The sequence below is a fragment of the Mesorhizobium sp. CA13 genome, assembly GCF_020165235.1.
Lineage (GTDB): Bacteria > Pseudomonadota > Alphaproteobacteria > Rhizobiales > Rhizobiaceae > Mesorhizobium.
Window position 1 is genome coordinate 187,326 of sequence record NZ_JAIUHS010000001.1, and the last position, 17,325, is coordinate 204,650.

At 62.9% G+C, this 17,325-nt stretch carries 22 protein-coding genes; 11 read left to right on the forward strand and 11 right to left on the reverse strand.

The window, feature by feature from the left end; genetic code table 11:
* Positions 1–136: 136 nt before the first annotated feature.
* The 4 genes from LB566_RS01020 to LB566_RS01035 all read right to left on the reverse strand — a co-directional run bounded on the left by LB566_RS01020 (position 137) and on the right by LB566_RS01035 (position 3,954).
* Positions 137–1,390 carry a murein L,D-transpeptidase gene (locus tag LB566_RS01020; protein ID WP_224622530.1) on the reverse strand — a complete coding sequence of 418 codons (1,254 nt, stop codon included), beginning with the start codon at positions 1,388–1,390 and terminating at the stop codon, positions 137–139.
* Between the two features lie 348 nt (positions 1,391–1,738).
* On the reverse strand, positions 1,739–2,254 hold the full coding sequence (ldtR, locus tag LB566_RS01025; RefSeq protein WP_008875359.1) for a transcriptional regulator LdtR: 516 nt from the start codon (positions 2,252–2,254) through the stop codon (positions 1,739–1,741).
* A gap of 237 nt (positions 2,255–2,491) precedes the next feature.
* Positions 2,492–2,914, reverse strand: coding sequence for a DUF6163 family protein (locus LB566_RS01030; RefSeq protein ID WP_140549089.1), 423 nt, complete (start codon positions 2,912–2,914; stop codon positions 2,492–2,494).
* A complete protein-coding gene (locus tag LB566_RS01035) occupies positions 2,911–3,954 on the reverse strand; it encodes an enoyl-CoA hydratase/isomerase family protein (protein ID WP_140549090.1) in 1,044 nt (347 codons plus the stop codon). Before LB566_RS01035 ends, LB566_RS01030 begins: the two co-directional genes overlap by 4 nt.
* Positions 3,955–4,149: 195 nt before the next feature.
* Here LB566_RS01035 and LB566_RS01040 point away from each other — a divergent pair, with 195 nt between their 5' ends.
* The 5 genes from LB566_RS01040 (at position 4,150) to LB566_RS01060 (ending at position 7,657) form a co-directional block, all read left to right on the forward strand.
* Positions 4,150–4,980 carry a DUF2066 domain-containing protein gene (locus tag LB566_RS01040; protein WP_224622532.1) on the forward strand — a complete coding sequence of 277 codons (831 nt, stop codon included), beginning with the start codon at positions 4,150–4,152 and terminating at the stop codon, positions 4,978–4,980.
* An 88-nt stretch (positions 4,981–5,068) separates the two neighbouring features.
* On the forward strand, positions 5,069–6,100 hold the full coding sequence (gene hemB, locus LB566_RS01045) for a porphobilinogen synthase (RefSeq protein WP_224622534.1): 1,032 nt from the start codon (positions 5,069–5,071) through the stop codon (positions 6,098–6,100).
* A 46-nt stretch (positions 6,101–6,146) separates the two neighbouring features.
* A complete protein-coding gene (locus tag LB566_RS01050) occupies positions 6,147–6,443 on the forward strand; it encodes a nucleotidyltransferase family protein (protein WP_224622537.1) in 297 nt (98 codons plus the stop codon).
* Positions 6,431–6,793 (forward strand): DUF86 domain-containing protein, encoded by a 363-nt coding sequence (locus LB566_RS01055; RefSeq protein WP_411910448.1) that lies wholly within the window; start codon positions 6,431–6,433, stop codon positions 6,791–6,793. The genes LB566_RS01050 and LB566_RS01055 overlap by 13 nt, the downstream gene beginning before the upstream one ends.
* A 216-nt stretch (positions 6,794–7,009) precedes the next feature.
* Positions 7,010–7,657, forward strand: coding sequence for a dihydrofolate reductase family protein (locus LB566_RS01060; RefSeq protein WP_224622539.1), 648 nt, complete (start codon positions 7,010–7,012; stop codon positions 7,655–7,657).
* A gap of 50 nt (positions 7,658–7,707) precedes the next feature.
* On the opposite strand, the gene ppk2 is transcribed toward LB566_RS01060, so the two are convergent.
* Positions 7,708–8,628, reverse strand: a complete 921-nt coding sequence (gene ppk2, locus LB566_RS01065) for a polyphosphate kinase 2 (protein ID WP_140637792.1) — start codon at positions 8,626–8,628, stop codon at positions 7,708–7,710.
* A gap of 239 nt (positions 8,629–8,867) precedes the next feature.
* Between ppk2 and LB566_RS01070 the strand changes: the two genes are divergently transcribed.
* The gene (locus tag LB566_RS01070; RefSeq protein WP_224622541.1) at positions 8,868–9,911 is read left to right on the forward strand and encodes an aldo/keto reductase; all 1,044 of its coding nucleotides are present in this window, start codon (positions 8,868–8,870) and stop codon (positions 9,909–9,911) included.
* 79 nt (positions 9,912–9,990) lie between these two features.
* Positions 9,991–10,137, forward strand: a complete 147-nt coding sequence (locus LB566_RS01075) for a hypothetical protein (protein ID WP_224622543.1) — start codon at positions 9,991–9,993, stop codon at positions 10,135–10,137.
* 24 nt (positions 10,138–10,161) lie between these two features.
* On the opposite strand, the gene LB566_RS01080 is transcribed toward LB566_RS01075, so the two are convergent.
* Entirely contained in the window at positions 10,162–10,422 is a 261-nt protein-coding gene (locus tag LB566_RS01080; RefSeq protein WP_224622544.1) for a DUF982 domain-containing protein, read from the reverse strand.
* 104 nt (positions 10,423–10,526) lie between these two features.
* Positions 10,527–11,192, reverse strand: a complete 666-nt coding sequence (locus LB566_RS01085; RefSeq protein WP_224622545.1) for a GntR family transcriptional regulator — start codon at positions 11,190–11,192, stop codon at positions 10,527–10,529.
* Between the two features lie 118 nt (positions 11,193–11,310).
* Here LB566_RS01085 and LB566_RS01090 point away from each other — a divergent pair, with 118 nt between their 5' ends.
* A complete protein-coding gene (locus LB566_RS01090) occupies positions 11,311–12,564 on the forward strand; it encodes a multidrug efflux MFS transporter (RefSeq protein ID WP_224622546.1) in 1,254 nt (417 codons plus the stop codon).
* A gap of 36 nt (positions 12,565–12,600) precedes the next feature.
* A complete protein-coding gene (locus tag LB566_RS01095) occupies positions 12,601–12,966 on the forward strand; it encodes a DUF423 domain-containing protein (RefSeq protein ID WP_140549100.1) in 366 nt (121 codons plus the stop codon).
* A 15-nt stretch (positions 12,967–12,981) separates the two neighbouring features.
* On the opposite strand, the gene LB566_RS01100 is transcribed toward LB566_RS01095, so the two are convergent.
* Positions 12,982–13,122, reverse strand: coding sequence for a hypothetical protein (locus LB566_RS01100; RefSeq protein ID WP_224623645.1), 141 nt, complete (start codon positions 13,120–13,122; stop codon positions 12,982–12,984).
* A gap of 73 nt (positions 13,123–13,195) precedes the next feature.
* On the reverse strand, positions 13,196–13,339 hold the full coding sequence (locus tag LB566_RS01105) for a hypothetical protein (RefSeq protein WP_224622548.1): 144 nt from the start codon (positions 13,337–13,339) through the stop codon (positions 13,196–13,198).
* A 163-nt stretch (positions 13,340–13,502) separates the two neighbouring features.
* On the opposite strand from LB566_RS01105, the gene LB566_RS01110 reads away from it, so the two are divergent.
* Positions 13,503–14,579 (forward strand): LacI family DNA-binding transcriptional regulator, encoded by a 1,077-nt coding sequence (locus tag LB566_RS01110; RefSeq protein ID WP_224622551.1) that lies wholly within the window; start codon positions 13,503–13,505, stop codon positions 14,577–14,579.
* A gap of 15 nt (positions 14,580–14,594) precedes the next feature.
* Here LB566_RS01110 and LB566_RS01115 read toward each other — a convergent pair whose 3' ends face one another.
* Entirely contained in the window at positions 14,595–15,773 is a 1,179-nt protein-coding gene (locus LB566_RS01115) for an OpgC family protein (protein ID WP_224622553.1), read from the reverse strand.
* 201 nt (positions 15,774–15,974) lie between these two features.
* Here LB566_RS01115 and LB566_RS01120 point away from each other — a divergent pair, with 201 nt between their 5' ends.
* On the forward strand, positions 15,975–16,634 hold the full coding sequence (locus LB566_RS01120; protein ID WP_224622555.1) for an alpha/beta hydrolase: 660 nt from the start codon (positions 15,975–15,977) through the stop codon (positions 16,632–16,634).
* Positions 16,635–16,658: 24 nt separating this feature from the next.
* Here the strand turns inward: LB566_RS01120 and LB566_RS01125 are convergent, their stop codons facing one another.
* Positions 16,659–17,279 (reverse strand): TetR/AcrR family transcriptional regulator C-terminal domain-containing protein, encoded by a 621-nt coding sequence (locus tag LB566_RS01125; RefSeq protein WP_224622557.1) that lies wholly within the window; start codon positions 17,277–17,279, stop codon positions 16,659–16,661.
* Between the last annotated feature and the right edge of the window lie 46 nt (positions 17,280–17,325).

Genomic DNA, 17,325 nt, shown 5'->3' on the forward strand with positions numbered 1-17,325 from the left:
CCATGCGCAATGGCCCGCTTCGTCCAGCCGGAGCGGGCCTACGCAGAGTTGGAGGTCAGCGGCGGGGTGAACGGCTCGGCGACAGCGACAGAAAAAGGCCGCTCAAGAGCGGCCTTTTCCCTGAACAATCAATCACTTAGAGCGACGAAGTAATCTGCAGCTCGTTGGCTCCGTCGAGGCCATATATGTCGTCGCGGAACTGTACGACGCCGGGGCCCGTCGACCAGGCCGAGAGATAGAGGAAATGCACCGGCACTGGGTTGGTGACCTGGATCGGCGTGTTCTCGCCAGTCTTGATCGCAGCCTCGAAATGCTGACGGTCCCAGCCGGGCGTGTCGCGCAGGATCCAGGTGACGAGGTCGCGCACGTTCTGCACCCGCACGCAACCCGAGGAATCGAAGCGCATCATCTTGCCGAACAGGCTCTGCTGCGGCGTATCATGCATGTAGACGCCGTCCGGGCTCGGGAAATTGATCTTCACCGACGCCATGGCGTTGTCCGAACCGGGATCCTGGCGGAAACGGTACTTGGCCGCGTCGTCGGTCGACCAGTCCACATTCATCGGATCGACTTCGCTGCCATCTGGCGCAAACAGGCGAATATGGCTGTTCTTGAGATAATCGGGGTCCTTGCGCATCAACGGGATGATGTCCTTGCGCACGATCGACACCGGCGCGTTCCAATATGGATTGACGATGATCTCGTTGATCTTGGAATTGACGATCGGTGTCTGGCGATCGATCTTGCCGACGATCGCGGTATGGCGAAGCACGACGCGATCGTTCTCGACCGCCTCGACCTGCGCTGCCGGAATATCGACCAGCACATAACGGCTGCCAAGCGTGCCCGCCTTCTCCTTCAATCGTTGGAGATTGGTCTGCAACTGGCCGAGCCGGATCTGCGCCGAAACGTTCATCGCCGCGTAGGTATATTTGCCCAGCGCTCCGTCGGCCGGCAGGCCGTGGCGCAATTGGAAGCGCTTGACCGCCGAGTCGACATAGGAATCGAAGGCCGTCGAGATGCCGGCGCTCTGCGACAGGTCGCCGGCGACCATCAGGCGCTTGCGCAGCGGCACGACATCGGGATCATCGACGCCGAGCTGCAGTTTCTTGGTCGCGGGAACCTCGACCCAGCCGCCCTGCCCGACGATGTTCTGGTACTGCGCCACGGCCTGCTCGGTGAAGGCGACGGTCTGTGGGCTGAAGATCGGCAGCGTCGAGGCCACCTTGCCGCCTGCACTGGCGCGGGCGTCGAACTGATCATCCCAGTTGCCGCGCGCCGAGGACTTCAGGATGTCCCCGATCACGTCCTGCGCGCTGGCGCGGCCGGCAACAACGGCGGCTGCGAGCGCGGAGGCTCCGGAAAGGAAGAAACGGCGGCTGGTTCTCATGGACGTTCCAGACATTTGTAGCAGTTCGACACTTGCTGCGTTGATCATCGGGCGATCTCGCCCGCACTCTAAAATTGGCAATCTTAACAATTAGCCAACCATGGTCCGCATCACCTCGGTGTGAAAACGCGCAAGGCTACGCGGCTGCGGGTGAACCCATGGCCTTCACCACAGCATCACTGCCATCTTCGGTTCCATTGGAATATGGCGGCAACGTGGCCTTGGCCCGCAATTTGCTTCGGCCAACGCAACGAAAAGAAAAGACCGATGCTTTTCGGCACCGGCCCTGACTGGAGGTCGCTGTTGCTGCCGCGCTTTTGTGGCGCGGCTTCTAGTCCTGGACTTGGCTCACATCCGGTAAGCGATGGTGTCGTTCCAGAAGCGGTCGAGGCGCTGCAGGGCGCGGTTCATCTGCTTGAATTCGTCGGTGTTGATGCCGCCGACCTGCTCGATCGAGCCGACATGGCGCTCGTAGAGACCGGCGACCACCTCCGCCACCTCGTTGCCCTTCGGCGTCAGCGAGACGCGGACCGAACGGCGATCGATGCGCGACCGCTGGTGGTTGATGAAGCCGAGATCGACAAGCTTCTTGAGATTGTAGGAGACGTTCGAGCCGAGATAGTAGCCGCGCGAGCGCAGCTCGCCGGCGGTCAGCTCCGAATTGCCGATGTTGAAGAGCAGCAAGGCCTGGATGGCGTTGATGTCGGAACGGCCGTTGCGGTCGAACTCGTCCTTGATCACGTCGAGCAGACGGCGGTGCAGGCGCTCGACCAGTTGGAGCGATTCCATGTACAGCGAACGGATTGCCTCGCGGCGATCGTCGGAAACGTTGGCGGTCTTTGCCGCCGGACGCGAATTGATCATTGTCTTTGCCTCTCGTTTGTCGCCCTGGTGATTTTTTGTTTTTCACCTTGATCGCGACACTATCGAATACTCATAAAATTCGACTTAAACGCCAAGGCTAACAAGAGCTTACCGGTAATAGGTTTCGCAAGACGCTTAACGAACGGTCACTCGAGCAAGGATAATTAACCTAAAGATTTAGCCAATGATTTCAGGGCGAAATCTGATCCGCCGGATGGCGGGCGGCGCGTGCCGGTCTCAGGTCCGCGGCGACCGCTTCTGTAGATAGATGACGAGGCGGAAAACGACATAGAGCAGCGCCACGCCCGCATGCGAGACGACGATGAGCGGACGGTGGCCGAAGAGTTCGGGGAAACCGGCATACATGACGATCTCCGTCACGGCGCAGATGAACCAGATCACCGGGCCCCAGGAGGCCAGCATCCATAGGCCGGCGGCGGCAAAGGGAAAAAACACGGCGAGCACCACCGCCGTCACCTGCCAGTGGACCGGCATCAGGTCGAAGCGCCACAGCGAGCCGGGATAGAAGCCGATCAGCCTGACCCAGTACAGAATGCCGAACAGTAGGCAGTAACCCGATATGATCCGCTGGAACCAGGCGAAGATAACCTCCACCCCCGAGGGCTGAAGCACGACGCGTCTGGACGTCACCTCGCTCATAGCGGGAGTTCCCGTTCACCGAGCGAGGCAAAATAGGCATCGACATCGGCATCGTCGACCGCATCGAGGGTCGCCGGCATCCATTGCGGCTTGGAACCTTTTTCGATGATGGTGGCGCGTATGCCTTCGTAGAAATCGTGGCCCGCAAGCATCCGGTTGAGGATGCGGAACTCCATCTTCATGCATTGATCCATCGGCAGCGTCAGGCCGGCAGTGATCTGGCGCCAGGCGACACGAAGGCTGGTCGGCGAGCGGGTCAAGATCGTCGCCAGGGTCGTTGCGGCAAAGTCGTCGCTGCCTGCCGCGCGCTCCAGGCTGCCGATGATATCGGCAAGCGAGGCCTGCGCGAAATGACGGGCGATCGCCTCCAGCACGCGCCTGTCCGTCTCGCGCTTCGCCGGAATGAAGAAGCCGCGCAGCACTGATTCTGGATCGCCGGTAGCGGCGAGCTGGTCAAGAAAGCCTGCCTGGTCCTGCGCCTTGATCGTATGCGTGGCCAGCCCGGACCACAACGCGTCGCCATAGCGGATGCGATTGCCGGTCAGCGCCAGATACATGCCGAAGGAACCGCCAAGATCGGGCAGCAGGTGGCTGGCGCCGACATCCGGGAAAAAGCCGATGCCCACCTCCGGCATGGCGAACTGGGCATTTTCCGTCATCACCCGGTGCGATCCATGAAAGGAGATGCCGACGCCGCCGCCCATGACGATGCCGTCGATCAGCGCCACATAAGGTTTCTTGAAACGTGCGATCTGGGCGTTCAGCCGATACTCGTCGGCGAAAAATTCGACGGGCGGCTTGCCGGCCCGGCCGGCCTCGTAGATGTGCAGAATGTCGCCGCCGGCCGAAAACGCCCTGCCCTCGGCCTTGACGACGACGACGTCGACGCTCCAGTCCCGCTCCCAGGCGTGCAATGCCTTGGCGAGCGCATTGACCATCCCGTGAGTGACCGCGTTGAGCGCCCGCGGCCGCGTCAACGTGACGATGCCGGCCCGACCCAGATGTTCGAAGCGGATCTCGTCGCCTCCGCCAAAATCCATCGTGAAAGAATCCCTCCCCCGCTCCGCCGGGACTGAAGTGCTAAAGCGTGGCGCATGGCCGCGTCAATGCCGGCATGCTGACAGCGCGTCTTGGCTCGTGCCGGAGCCCAGTGCTAAAAAGAGCCGTTGTGGCCGCAACGCCGGGAACCGCATGGCGACGGCGCAGCTGTAGCGGGTTCCAATGGGGTGTGGCTCATGGCTGGATTTGCGCGCCTCGTGCCGATGACGATCGGGCTGATCGTCATTTGCCTGGCTTTGCAACCGACCCTGGCGGCAAGCCTCGCCGAGCTTTACCAGTCGCAGACCATCGTCAATGGTCGGTATGAGAAAAACCGCCAGGCTGGCTTCAAACGTTGCCTCGACGCTGTTCTGGTCCGGGTCTCCGGCGACCAGCGTCTGCCGGCGAAACCGGAGATGGCGGCGCTGCGCGACAAGGCCGGCAGCTTCGTGGCGGGCTTTCGCTACCGCGATCGCATGGAAGGCATTCCCAACCACGACGATCAGGGCACCTACGATCGGCCTCATAACCTCTATTGCCAGTACAGCCCGGCGATGATCGATCCGGTGCTGGCTTCGCTCGGCAGCAGGCCGTGGCTGACCGAACGGCCACGGCTGGCGGTGTTCTTGTCGACCGAGCGCGGCGTCGGGCATTTCGCGCTCGATGCCGATGACGAGCGCGGCGTGCTGATGCGCGAGTCGTTCGGCAATGCCGCCGCGCCGATCGCCATGCAGGTGGCCTTCCCCACGGCGGCGCTGCTGTCGAAGGCAGGATTGGACGACAGGACCATGCGCGACGCCGACATGGCGAAGCTGGACACGGTTGCGAAAATGGCCGGCGCCGATCAGGCGCTTTCCGGCAGCATCGTCTGGAGCGACAAGCAGTTCGGCTGGATTGCCCACTGGCGGCTGGCGAAGGCCGGCAAGACCTACGCCTGGCAAGTGCGCGGCGTCGGCTTCGACGAGGCGTTCCGTGTCGGCATGCGCGGTGCGGCGCAGATCCTTTCGGGCAACGGGCAACCCGAATAGGGACCCGACCGGATCGCTGGCACAAACGTGTCGCATTGGTCAGCACCACGGGTGCGTGATAAAAGCCCGCCAAACGAGAGTTTTGGCGATGAACAGATTCACCCCCGCAAAACCTGCCGGCGCGCGCAGCGTCGACGACATCACCGGCAGCCGCCGCTTGCGCCGCATGCGCAAGGCCGACTGGTCACGGCGCCTGGTGCAGGAGAACAGGCTTTCCGTCGACGACCTGATCTGGCCGATCTTCGTCGTCGACGGCAGACAAGTGCGCGAGCCTATCGCCGCCATGCCGGGCGTCTTCCGCCTGTCGATCGACCTTGCCGTCAAGGAGGCCGAACGCGCGGCAAAGCTCGGCATCCCCGCGCTCGCCACCTTTCCCAATGTGGACATTTCGCTGCGCGACCAGACCGGCTCGCATATCCTCGATCCCGACAACGTCATCAACCGCGCCACGCGCGCGATCAAGGACGCGGTGCCTGAAATCGGCGTCATCACCGACGCCGCGCTCGACCCATTCACCAGCCATGGCCATGACGGCATCCTGCGTGACGGTCTCATCGTCAATGACGAGACGGTGGAACAGGTGACCGCGGCAGCCGTCATCCAGGCCGCGGCCGGCGCCGACATCATCGCGCCGTCCGACATGATGGACGGCCGCATCGGCGCCATTCGCGATGCGCTCGACGCAAACGGCTTCCAGGACGTGGCGATCATGTCCTATGCCACGAAATTCGCCTCCGCCTTCTACGGACCGTACCGCGAGGCGGTCGGCACGGCCGGCCTGCTCAAGGGCGACAAGAAGACCTATTACATCGACCACGCCAATTCGGACGAAGCGGTGCGCGAGGCCGAGCAGGACCTGGCCGAAGGCGCCGACATGCTGATGGTCAAGCCCGGCCTGCCCTATCTGGATATCATCCGAAGGCTGAAGGACGAATTTGCGATGCCGACCTTCGCCTACCAGGTGTCGGGCGAATATTCGATGATCAAGGCGGCGGGCGCCAATGGCTGGATCGACGGCGAAAAGGCTATGCTGGAATCGCTTCTTGCCTTCAAACGTGCCGGCTGCGACGGAATCCTCACCTATTTCGCCCCTGAGGTGGCGGAGATGCTGAGGGGTTAAGCCGTCTGATCGTTTGGAATTTCAGTCTAATCCGTTACAATGAATCATGCGCAAGGATGAGATCATCGAACGGTTGCGGAGAAACGCGGATGCCATCCGAGGCATGGGCGCGACATCGCTTTACCTATTTGGGTCCATCGCACGCGACAGTGGGAACGCTGACAGCGATCTCGACTTGTTCATCGACTATGATCCGACGCGGCGGTTTTCGCTGATCGATCTGGTGGGTATCAAGCAATTTCTCGAAGAGAATATCTCGGCGGAGATCGACCTCACCACACGCGATAGCCTTCATCCGATGTTGAAAGCCGAGATCGAGCGATCGGCCGTGTGCGTATTCTGATGGGAGCCCGCCGGATCGAGCCAATCCTAGCCGAGATCATGACGGCCTTGGATGGCATCGACGCTGCCACCGCGGGCAAGACTCTCGAAGATTTTCGTAACAACTGGCTACTTCGCCATGGCGTCGAGCGCGGCATCGAGATTATTTCTGAAGCCACGCGGCATATCCCGGACGATTTGATCATTCTTGCTCCAGAAATTCCTTGGAAACAGGTTCGTGGAATAGGCAACATTCTACGCCACGAATATCACAAGACGTCCGAAGCTCTCGTCTGGGCAGTAGTTGCAGACAGCCTACCGCCGCTACGCCTGGCCATCGAGCGAATCCTCAAGGCTTTGCAAGGCAAATAGCTGCATTTCCTCGCGGGCCGGCTGCGGCCACTCCGCAGCTGCCTGCTGCACAAGCATCCCGGTCACCTTCGTCAGAAGCATTAAGCGTATTGGCGGTGCTGCCGCTAACCGCCGGCAGTTCACCACGTCACAGCAATGGGAATACAGCTTGCAATATGCAATCGGTTGCGTTATTCCATACTGGTTGCAATTTACAAGCAGTCTGAGGAGGCCTCTATGTCCAAACTTCGCGTCAACGCATTCACCTTGTCGCTCGACGGTTACGGCGCCGGTCCCGACCAGGATTTGAAAAACCCGCTCGGCGTCGGCGGGGAAGCCCTGCACAAATGGATGATTGGTACCCGCACCTTCCGCAAGATGGTGCTCGGAGAAGATGGCGGCACCACCGATACCAACGACGCGTTCGCGGCGGGCAGCTTCGAGAATGTCGGCGCCTGGATCCTCGGCCGCAACATGTTCGGGCCGATCCGCGGCGAATGGCCCGACGAAAACTGGAAGGGCTGGTGGGGCGACAACCCGCCCTATCATGTGCCTGTCTTCGTGCTGACGCACCATGCGCGCGAGCCCATCGTCATGGAAGGCGGCACGACCTTTTACTTCGTTACGGATGGCATCCATTCGGCGCTCGAGCAGGCAAGGGCAGCGGCCAATGGCAGCGATGTGCGGGTCGGCGGCGGCGTCGCCACCGTCCGGCAATATCTTCAGGAGAAGCTCATCGACGAGATGCATCTGGCGATCTCGCCGGTGCTGCTCGGCTCCGGCGAGCACCTCTTCGCCGGGATTAATCTGCCGAAGCTCGGCTATCAGTGCAGCGAACAGGTAGCGACGCCGCTTGCCACGCATGTGGTGATCAAGCGGGCGTAAGGTGGGGAGCGTAATCTCCCCCTCGTGGGGAGATCGCAGCTTCACCCGCCTCAATACTTCTCCGGCACGTAGAGCTCGCGCGGCAGCACCTGGCGCTCGTATTCGGGATTGAAGACGCGCTCGGGGAGCGTGATCTCCTCGTGCGGCACCTCTTCGTAGGGAACCTGCTGCAAGAGGTGGTCGATGCAGTTCAGCCGCGCGCGCTTCTTGTCGTTGCCCTCGACGATGAACCAGGGCGCCTCCGGAATGTTGGTACGGGCAAAGGTCTCTTCCTTGGCCTTGGTATACTGTTCCCAGCGCACCCGTGACTGCAGGTCCATCGGCGACAGCTTCCACTGCTTCATCGGATCGTGGATGCGCATCAGGAAGCGCATCTGCTGTTCCTCGTCGGTGATCGAGAACCAGTATTTGACCAGCGTGATGCCCGAGCGGACCAGCATGCGCTCGAACTCCGGCACGTCACGGAAGAATTCCTCCACCTGATCGGGCCCAGCGAAACCCATCACCCGCTCGACGCCGGAACGGTTGTACCACGAGCGGTCGAACAGAACGATCTCGCCGCCGGCCGGCAGATGCGGCACATAACGCTGGAAATACCATTGCGACTTCTCGCGCTCGGTCGGCGCCGGAAGCGCCACGACGCGGCAGATGCGTGGGTTGAGCCGCTGGGTGATGCGCTTGATGACGCCGCCCTTGCCAGCCGAATCCCGGCCTTCGAAGATCACCACAAGCTTCTTCTTGTGGTAGGCGACCCAGGATTGCAGCTTGATCAGCTCGGATTGCAGCCCGATCAGGTCGCGAAAATACTGCATGCGGTCGATAGAAGGCGGATGCGCGTTCTTGTAGATCCTGGCGATCTCCAACGACAGCGCCGGTTCCGACATCTCCAGTTCATAGTCCTCGTCGAGCGTGTCGGCGAGTTCGGCTTCCAGCCAGTCCCTGGCGCCGGACTTGGGTATGGATTCATTCATCTCGTGCTGCTCCATCTGCAAGCTGCCGCCTCCGGCAACGGCCGGGCGCACTGGCGGCGTCCTGACGGCCGCGCGCAACACCCTGACCGACTGAGTATAGGCCGGCAATGACGGTTTTATTGCAGGGGCACGCCACGGCCGCTCATCGGTGTGCGGGGCCGGAGGGCGACAAGCCGCGCGGATTGTCCTACAAATCCAGCAACCCTATCGGGCCATTCTACTCAATCGCGAGGACTGACATGGAATACCGCACTCTCGGCCGTTCCGGCCTGAAGGTTTCGACACTGACCATGGGCACCATGACCTTTGGCGGCGCCGGCCCTTTCGCGGCTGTCGGCAACAGCGATCTCGCCGAGGCGAAGCGCATGATCGATCTATGCATCGATGCCGGCATCAATCTCATCGACACGGCCAATGTCTATTCGAACGGCCTCTCGGAGGAGATCATCGGTGAGGCGCTCGGCGGCAAGCGCAAGAGCGACGTGCTGATCGCCTCCAAGGCGCGCATGCGCATGGGCGATGGCCCCAATGACGAGGGCCTGTCGCGTCATCATTTGATCCGCGAATGCGAGAAGAGCCTGAAGCGGCTCAAGACCGACGTCATCGACATCTATTTCCTGCACGAATGGGACGGCGTGACGCCACTCGAAGAGACCATCGCCGCGCTCGACACGCTGGTCGGCCAGGGCAAGATCCGCTATGTCGGCTGCTCCAACTATTCCGGCTGGCAGGTGATGAAGGCGCTCTCCATCAGCGACAGCCGCCATCAACCGCGCTTCGTCACCCAGCAGATCCACTACACGCTCGAGGCACGCGAAGCCGAATATGAGCTTCTGCCGATCTCGGTCGACCAGGGGCTGGGCGTGCTGGTGTGGAGTCCGCTGGCGGGCGCCCTGCTGTCGGGCAAGTATCACCGTGACAGCCCGACCGCGCGCCAGATCGCCGGGTGGTCCGAACCGCCGATCCGCGACGAGGACCGGCTGTGGCGGATCGTCGATGTGCTGGTCGAAATCGGCAAGGCCCGCGGCGTATCCGCCGCACAGGTGGCGCTTGCCTGGCTGCTTGGCCGGCCGGCCGTCAGCTCGCTGGTGATCGGCGGGCGCAACGAGGCCCAGTTCAAGGACAATATCGCGGCGGCCGGCCTGACGCTGACCGGCGGGGAACGTGACCGTCTCGACGCGGTCAGCCGCCCGCCCCTGCTCTATCCCTATTGGCATCAGCAGCTGACGGCAAAGGAACGTTTCGGCGCCGCTGACCTTGTGATCGACCGAAGCAGCTTATAGGAACCCTGATGCCGGCTCCGAGACGTCGGAAGGCGAACGACGCGTAGTCAGCCCACAAGAACAGCAAAAAGGAGCCGCCATGGCACGAGCACCAAATTACGATCAGGAACGCAAGGAACGCGATCGCCAGAAGGCGGCCAAGAAGGCCGAAAAGCTGGCGGCCAAGGCTGCGGCGCGGGAGCGTTCGAAACCCGAGACTGACGCCGAGACTGAAACAGAGGAGTGATGGCGCGCGGCAATCCGGCCTGGATCAGGCCGGCGCCTTGTCGCTGACGAAGACGTCCACTTCACGCGCCGCCGCGATAAAGGCGCGCCTTGCTTTCATGGCCGGCTTGTCGCCGGCCAGCGCATCGTGGCAGGCCTGCAGCGCCGCCCGATGCTTGGGAGTGCGCTTGCCGGGCCAGCTGTTCATGAGGTAGTCGGAAGCCTCGCGGGCCGAGCGTAAGAGCTGTGTACTTCCCGCCGTGACTGATTTGACGGTCACGGGTACTTCAAATCGGTTGTTTTCCATCGCCCGGTCCTACGCCATCGGCGTCCGCGAAGCGAGGCCGAAAAGTGGGGCTCGGGGCCGGCGGTCCTTTTTTCGGCGGCGAGTGGCCTGCCCTGCAGGCCACATTATGCCGCCACGACGGCAAATCCCCTGGCGCGAAGGCCGCGGCGATCATTGGCCAGCGACGTCAACAGGCGGTCGCGACTGCCGACGATATGCTCCGAGAGCAAGCGCGCGGCTTCCTGTGCATCGCCGCTCCGCACGGCGGCCAGGATGGCGTGATGCTCGGACCACGCGCGGCCAAGGGCCGCTCCATCGCGTACCTCCAGCCAACGGGCGCGCGAAAGCCTGGTCATCGCATCGCGGACGGCTCGAAACAGGAATTCATTGCCGGACAGTCGTGCCAGCTCGATGTGGAAATCCATGCCGACGCGATGCCATTCCTCGCGCGGAGTGTCGTCGTCGCAGGAGACGAGCATAGCCTCGACGACATCGACGGCACTTCTGTCGACAAGCCCGCATGTCAGCCGCAAGGCCGCGACCTCGACCGCTTCGCGGTAGACCGCGATCTGCTCGAGTTCGGCCAGGTTGATGGGCGAGACCGTCCAGCCGCGCCCGTCCCTGCCGACCAGCCCCTCGGTTTCGAGCCGCAGCAGCGCAGCCCTGACCGGCGTGCGCGAGGCGCCGAAGCGGCTTTCGATCCAGCGCTCGGTGAGTTTCTCACCGGGGCCGATCTCAAGTCCAAGGATCATCTCGCGGAGCTGCCGTTCGACGTTGTGCATCTGCGACATCGTTGTTGCCTTTTCACGTGCCGCATTGACAGCGGCCGGACTGTGGGTCCATGACGGATACCGACTTGGTATCCCAAAATGGTATCCACAACAATCCCCTGACACACGCAGGCACGACATGACGCAGAACGATACGGAACAGGGCGGCTACAACATCCACTGGCGGCGCAACCTCGCCGTCTGCTTCGCGGGTTCGTTCAGCACGCTCATCGCCATGACCCTGCTCTTGCCGTTCCTGCCGCTCTATGTCGAGCAACTGGGCGTCGAGGGCCATGCGGCGATCGTGCAATGGTCGGGCATCGCCTATGGGGCGACCTTCTTCGCGGCGGCGCTCGTTGCGCCGTTATGGGGACGGCTCGGCGACCGCTACGGCCGCAAGCTGATGTTGGTACGCGCCTCCTTCGGCATGGCGATCTGCATGTCGCTGACTGGAATGGTCGAGACGGTTTGGCAATTGGTGCTGCTGCGCCTGCTGATCGGCTTTGCCGGCGGCTATTCCTCCGGCTCGACCATATTGGTGGCCATGCAGACGCCGAAGGACCGCTCCGGCTGGGCGCTCGGTGTCTTGTCCGCTGGCATCACGGCAGGTTCGCTGGTCGGCCCCTTGCTCGGCGGCGCGCTGCCGCCGGTAATCGGTATCCGCGCGACCTTTCTGTTGTCCGGCGGCGTCATCTTCCTTGCCTTCCTGGCGACGACATTCCTGATCAAGGAGAACCAGCGCCCGCAAGCAAGCAAGGCCGCGACGGCGGCAAAGCCGAAGAGCGGCTGGTCGCAAATTGCCGACAAGCGTCCGGTCGTGGCCATGCTGACGACCGGCATGCTGCTGGCCTTCGCCACCATGTCGATCGAGCCGATCATCACCGTCTATGTGCAGCAGCTGATCGAGGACCAGAGCCGGGTGACGCTCGTTGCCGGCGTGGTGATGTCGGCGGCCGCTCTTGGCGCCATTCTGTCGGCGTCATGGCTTGGCAGGCTCGCCGATCGCGTCGGTCATTGGAACGTCGTCGTCGGCGCGCTGGCCGTGTCGGCGCTGCTGCTCATTCCACAGGCCTTCGTCACCGACGGCTGGCAACTGATCGCGCTGCGCTTCCTGATGGGCCTGGCGCTCGGCGGTTTGCTGCCTTGCATCACCAGCGTCATCCGCCACAACATTCCCGACGGCGTCGGCGGCAACGTGCTTGGCCTTTCGATCTCGGCCCAATATGTCGGGCAGGTGGCCGGACCGCTTGCGGGCGGTTTCGTCGGCGGCCATTTCGGCATGCGGGCGGTGTTTCTCGGCACGTCGGTGCTGATGGCGCTCGGCGCGGTCTACAACTGGATTGTCCAGGCGCGGCGGACGCGGCATATGTTGATGGAAGCGGGCAAGCCCTGACAAGCTGCCCAGCCGATCAAGCGAAGGAGCGTCGACATGAACCTGGCCGAAACGACCGGCAGCCGTCTGCTTGTGCTCGCCGCAGGCCTTATTGGCGCGGCAGGAGTGGCGCTGTCGGCGGCCGCCGCGCATCTCGGCGGCGCCTTCACCGGTACGGCGGCATCCTTCCTGCTGATGCACGCACCGGCGTTTCTGGCCGTCGGTCTCCTCGACGCGAATCGCCCGCTGCGGATAGCCAGTCTGGTGCTGCTCGTCGGGCTCGTGCTTTTCACGGGCGATCTTCTTGCCCGCGATTTTCTGGGATCGAGGCTGTTTCCGATGTCGGCGCCGATCGGGGGCACCCTGCTCATCGCAGGCTGGCTGGCCATAGCTGTCTCCGCCGTGGTGCGTCGGCGCCCCTGAGATGCGCGGCCGGTTTCAATCCCGGCGACGTTCAAGTCGGATCCAAAGATCGCGGTTGCGCGCCGAGAGCTTCGCGCGGCGCGGCGCCTCTGGCCGCTCCGCGGCCGGGCTGATGCCCCAATAATTGCGATAGATGTCGTCGAACAGATGCTTCATGGGATGCATGGCCCTTCTCCTTTTGATTTTAATTGAATCGATCCAATCGGCCGGCGCAAAAAATTCACGCCAGTCAGCTCCGCTTGCGCGCCACCAGGAAGCGCAGATCGCGAATCCACGGGCTTGTTCCGCCGCGGCGCTTGGACACTTTGGCGGCCGACCCGATGCTCCAGTCGTTGCGGTAGATGTCTTCGAACAGATAGTTAACAGGATGCATGGCGCACCTCTCATCTAGTTTGGTCCAGCAGGCAAGCCTGAATTGGATCGATTCAAAGATAGGCCTGCGGAAGCCGCCGGTCAAGCGAAATTTGAATCGATCCAACGAAAGTGCTAGATGCAAATCGGGAACGTGCTAAATGCATGTCAGGAGGCACGCACAAATGGCGTCACTCACCGCAGGCAATCGACGACCCGTCCGGCTGGCCGACATCGCCAAGGCCGCCGGTGTTTCGCATGGCACTGCCTCCAATGTTTTCAGCCGCCCCGAGATCGTGCGCGAAGAAGTCCGCGAACGTGTTCGCGCGACGGCCGAGGCGATGGGCTATGCCGGCCCCGACCCCAAGGGCCGCCTGCTGCGGGCCGGCAAGGTCAACGCCATCGGCGTCGCCACCGCGGAGCCCCTCTCCTATTTCTTCGAGGATCCCTTCGCGCGCGTGATGATGGCGGGCATCTCGCAGGCCTGCGATGCGACCGGGGCCGGCATCTCCTTAGTCTCGGCCGCCAACACCGAACAGCTTGCCTGGAATATTCAGAGCGCCCTTGTCGACGGCTTCATCGTCTTCTGCATCGAAGGGGGCTCGCGCCTCGTCGAATTGGCGCGTGAGCGCAAGCTGCCATTCGTGGCGCTCGACCTGGATTCGGAGGATGGGTCCGTCGCGGCGATCGGCGTCGACAACATCGCCGGCGCCGGCCTGGCGGCGCGTCATCTCACGGATCTCGGGCATCGCCGCTTTGCCGTGCTGGCGCTGCCTTTCGCCGATGACAGGATAGGCCTCATTTCGCCCGAGGAGCTTCGCACCGCAGCCTATGCGGGGACACGCGATCGCCTCACCGGTTATTTCCGGGAGCTTTCGCGGGTTGGCATCGATACATCCAAGGTGCCCGTCTACGAAACCGCCAACAATGCCGCCACCACAAAGGCGGGGCTGGAAACGATCTTTGCTTCCCGCGAGCCACCCACGGCTATCCTGGCGATGTCGGACAGAATGGCCTTGGCAACACTTGAATGGCTGAGCGCGCGCGGGCTGAACGTCCCCGATGATGTTTCAGTCATCGGTTTCGACGGCGTTCCCGAAGCAGCGCTATCCGAGCCGCCATTGACCACGGTAGCACAGCCGATCGCCGAGATGGGCCGGCTTGCCGTCAAGGCGATCCTGGAAAGCGACGGCAAGGTCAGCCGGCAATTGCTGCCGGTCGAACTGATCGTGCGCGCCTCCTCGGCTCCGCCGCGCCGCTGAACCGGCTCGCCGACCTCAGCGGTTGGCTCTTGCCACGGCCGAGATACCGAAAGACGCATGGACGGGCTTGGCGTCCTTTTGCGTCGTCCTGGCTTTCCCCGAACCGCCGATGGTCGACAACCATTCGAGGTAGAAGGCGAGCGCGAACTGCATCGCGATGCCGGCGGCGAGCAGCAGGCTGTCATAGGCGAGGCCGCCGGGATTGATCAGCTTCATCACCTGGGCGACCATGGCGATCAGCGTGCCGGCGATGAACACTGGCAGCGAGCGCTTGCCGAGTATCGCCAGCGGATGGTCGGGGCCGGTGCGAAACAGGTTCGAGACCACAGGCAGTGCCACCACCAGATAGCTGACCGCCAGGATATGCAGCAGCCGCGGCAGCGACAGGAATGTCTTGTCGAAGCCGGTCAGCACCACCGGCAGGTCGAACCAGGTCACCTGCCCCCAAAGCGGACTATGCACCCATGCCAGCGCGGCCAGCACATAGGCGGCGGCGGCACCGATCAGCCAACGGTTGACCGGAATGACGCCGCCGCGCCTGACATGCAGCATGGCGGCAAGGCCGATGTTGAACAGGAACTGCCAGGACAGCGGATTGAGGAACCACAGGCCGGGCTCGGGATAGTTCGGCGGGGCGATCTGCCAGATGCCGGCTACAAGCCATAGCAGGCCGGACACGGTCAGCGCTGCAAGCGGCCTGTAGCTGATGAACAGCAAGAAGGCCGGCGCCAGCAAAAGCAGCACCGCGTAGACCGGCAGTATGTTGTTGTAGCCGAGCTGGTGGCCGAGCGTGACGATGCCGACCACCACCTCGGGCGTGTCCTTCATCAGCGGTTCGATGTTGATCAGCTTCAGCAGTTCCGGCCTATGGCCGAACACCGCCGCGGCACAAAACAACGCCATCACCGCCATCGTGGTGACGATATGAGCGATGTAGAGCACGCCTGCCCGCCGCCACATCTTCAGCGTCGCGAGCAGCCGGCCTCCCGGGCGGAACTTCGTGCCATAGGCGAGCGCGACCGAAATGCCCGATATCAGCACGAAAGCCTCGGCCGCATCCGAAAAGCCGAAATTCTTGTAGGTCAGCGTCTCGAAAGCCGTGCCCGGCACATGGTCGACGAAGATCGTCAGCAGCGCGAGCGCACGCAGCACATCGATGCGCGTATCGCGCTCGGTTGGAACTGGGGTGGTCATCGACAAAAGGCCTCAAAGCTGGTTGTTCATGCCCAGCAATGCGACCCCCGGCGCACCGCTTCGATTCCTCCGCGATGGAGTATATCGGCGCAGAAACGGACTGAAATGCGCCCGGTTCAATCAACTTTCGCGGAGCATGAAAATATTGCGTTTTGAAGCCGGCAAATTGAGCGAAACGAAATATAATCAAAAGGATGCGGCATGAGCGATACAAGCCTCGAAAACGGCCTGCCGCGGCTGGATCTGACCTTCCCCTACCGCTTCTTCGGATCCGGCGGAGCCAGCGACGACTGCCTGTTCCTGCTGCATGGATCGGGTGTCGACGAGACGACCCTGGTGCCGCTGGCGAGGCAGATCGCGCCACATGCCTGCCTGGTCGCCGTGCGTGGCCGCATCGTCCAGGATGACGGCTTCCGCTGGTTCGAGCGGATCACGCCGACCAGCTTCGAGCAGGCCAGCATCCGCCACGAGACGGCGGCTTTCGCGCGGTTCGTGGCCGCGGCCATGGAGCGGCACCGGATCGATCCGAAGCGCACGGCTTTTCTCGGCTATTCCAACGGCGCCAATCTGGTTTCCAGCCTGATGCTGCTCCATCCCGGCCTTGTCGGACGGGCGGCACTGCTGCGACCGATGCCGGTGCTGGACGAGACGCCGGCAACCGATCTGACCGGCATCAAGGCGCTGATCGTCGCGGGCGCCGCCGACCTGACCTACGGACCCTTCGCGCCGGCGCTGGTAACGCTGCTCAGCCAGCGCGGTGCCGAGGTCGATGCGCGCATCGTCGCTTCGGGCCATGAAATCGGCGATCCCGATGTCGCGATCTTGCGACAATGGCTTGCCCCGCCCGTTCCTGTCGCCTGACAGGCAAGACGCGGATCGCCGCGCTCAGCCCGGTTCAGCGATGCCGGCCTGCGCCCCGGCAATCAGCAAGTCGAGGCCGCTTTCGAACAGCACCTCGTGACCGCCCGCACGATAATCGGCCAGGGCCTGGCTGAGCAGCGGGTAACCGCTTGCCTTGGCATCGAGCGCCGCACCTCGACCTGGGCCGGCCGGATATTCTGCCTGTTCCTCGAGGACGCAGCCCACCGTGTAGCGCCCGACGATCATCAGCAACCGCATGGCCATGACGGAAGGCATGCCGGCCTCGCGCAGAAAGTTGAGCAACCGTTCGACATGTTCGAGATCGCCCGGATCGGCCTCGGTACCGGCATGGACGCGCGCACCGTCGCGATAGGCTATCAAGGCGCCGCGAAAGCTGCGGGCGTTGTTGCGTACGAATTCCTGCCAGCTCTCGCCCGGCAGTGGGGCTCGATGGTCATGGCCGCGCCGCAGAATCTCCTCGTTCATTGCGTCGAGCAGGGCGCGCTTGTTCCTGAAATGCCAGTAAAGCGCCGGCTGCTGGACCTTGAGCCGCTGCGCCAGCAGCCGCGTCGAGAGCGCATCGATGCCGACTTCGTTCAACAGCTCGAGCGCCTGCGCGACGATCAGCGCCTTTTCCAGCTTCATGTGCACCTCGCTTGCCCGTCCATTTTATCGGTGATAAACGCCACCT